This window comes from Pseudomonas citri (assembly GCF_025336485.1).
GTDB lineage: Bacteria > Pseudomonadota > Gammaproteobacteria > Pseudomonadales > Pseudomonadaceae > Aquipseudomonas > Aquipseudomonas citri.
In genome coordinates this window covers 1-810 of the sequence record NZ_JAODAB010000062.1, presented here as the reverse complement: position 1 = coordinate 810, position 810 = coordinate 1, and the positions used below count along the sequence as shown (strand labels likewise).

General features: G+C 48.3%; 1 protein-coding gene and 1 pseudogene. One reads left to right on the top strand and one right to left on the bottom strand.

The window, feature by feature from the left end:
* Window positions 1-203 (top strand): DUF2780 domain-containing protein (locus N4Q37_RS27650; protein ID WP_260963366.1); only part of this gene is annotated, 203 nt, incomplete at its 5' end.
* Window positions 204-217: 14 nt separating this feature from the next.
* Here the strand turns inward: N4Q37_RS27650 and N4Q37_RS27645 are convergent.
* Window positions 218-810, bottom strand: a pseudogene (locus N4Q37_RS27645) (hypothetical protein); the annotation flags it as partial.

The window sequence follows — 810 nt, the reverse complement described above, 5'->3', positions numbered from 1 at the left end:
ATCGACTCTCTTTCCGCCCCCAGGGATTGTTTTCAGGTGAATCTGGAGAGGCGACAACTATCCTGACACCGGGGGGTGCCTTGGGCATGGACGGTGGGATGATTAGCCGGTTTGCGCCGATTATTTTGCAGTTCCTGGGGCAGCAGGGCGTGGGTAGTTCGTTGTTGCAGAGTTTGGGCGGCGTTTGGGGGAGCGATGGGTAACTGGCCCAGTTCCATCAAGGCATTCTTATTGAGTTTTGTTGGGGCTGAAGTGTCTTTGGATAGTAGGTTTTTAGAATTCTCCCGAAAACCCCCCGGTTTTTATAAAGCAGCATTTTTTTTGCTTCGGTGTCTAGTTCACCTATAGGTACTGGCTTTCTTGATGAAGGAAGAAGCTCAGTTGAGACAGGGCCTGAAAACGCCTTGACAGGTTTCTTAGTCAAATTCGCAAAGGTTGCAGCGAAGGAGTGATCTGTATCAGCGGAATGGCAGGCAAGCAACCTTATGCTGTCATATGCGTCGAAATTCACACCGTTCTGAATGAGGCGTTCATGCACAACATTCGGTGGGATGATTTTTTCGTCCCAAAGAATGAAGGGCTTGTCGCCATCAATGGGGGGGCCACCGTGGGCGATTATGTTTAGGCGCGATTTTTGTTTATAAACATCGTCGAAAACATCTACATTGGTGGCAACTTTTCTTGCGTTTTTGATCGGTTTTATTATGGCCCCCCCTAAATGCACCGCTATGTAGGAGGGTGTCAGAAATTTTGTGTTCGGGCATAACATGAGTAAGAGGTGCATGTATGCCAACCAAAAAGAAACCGCTT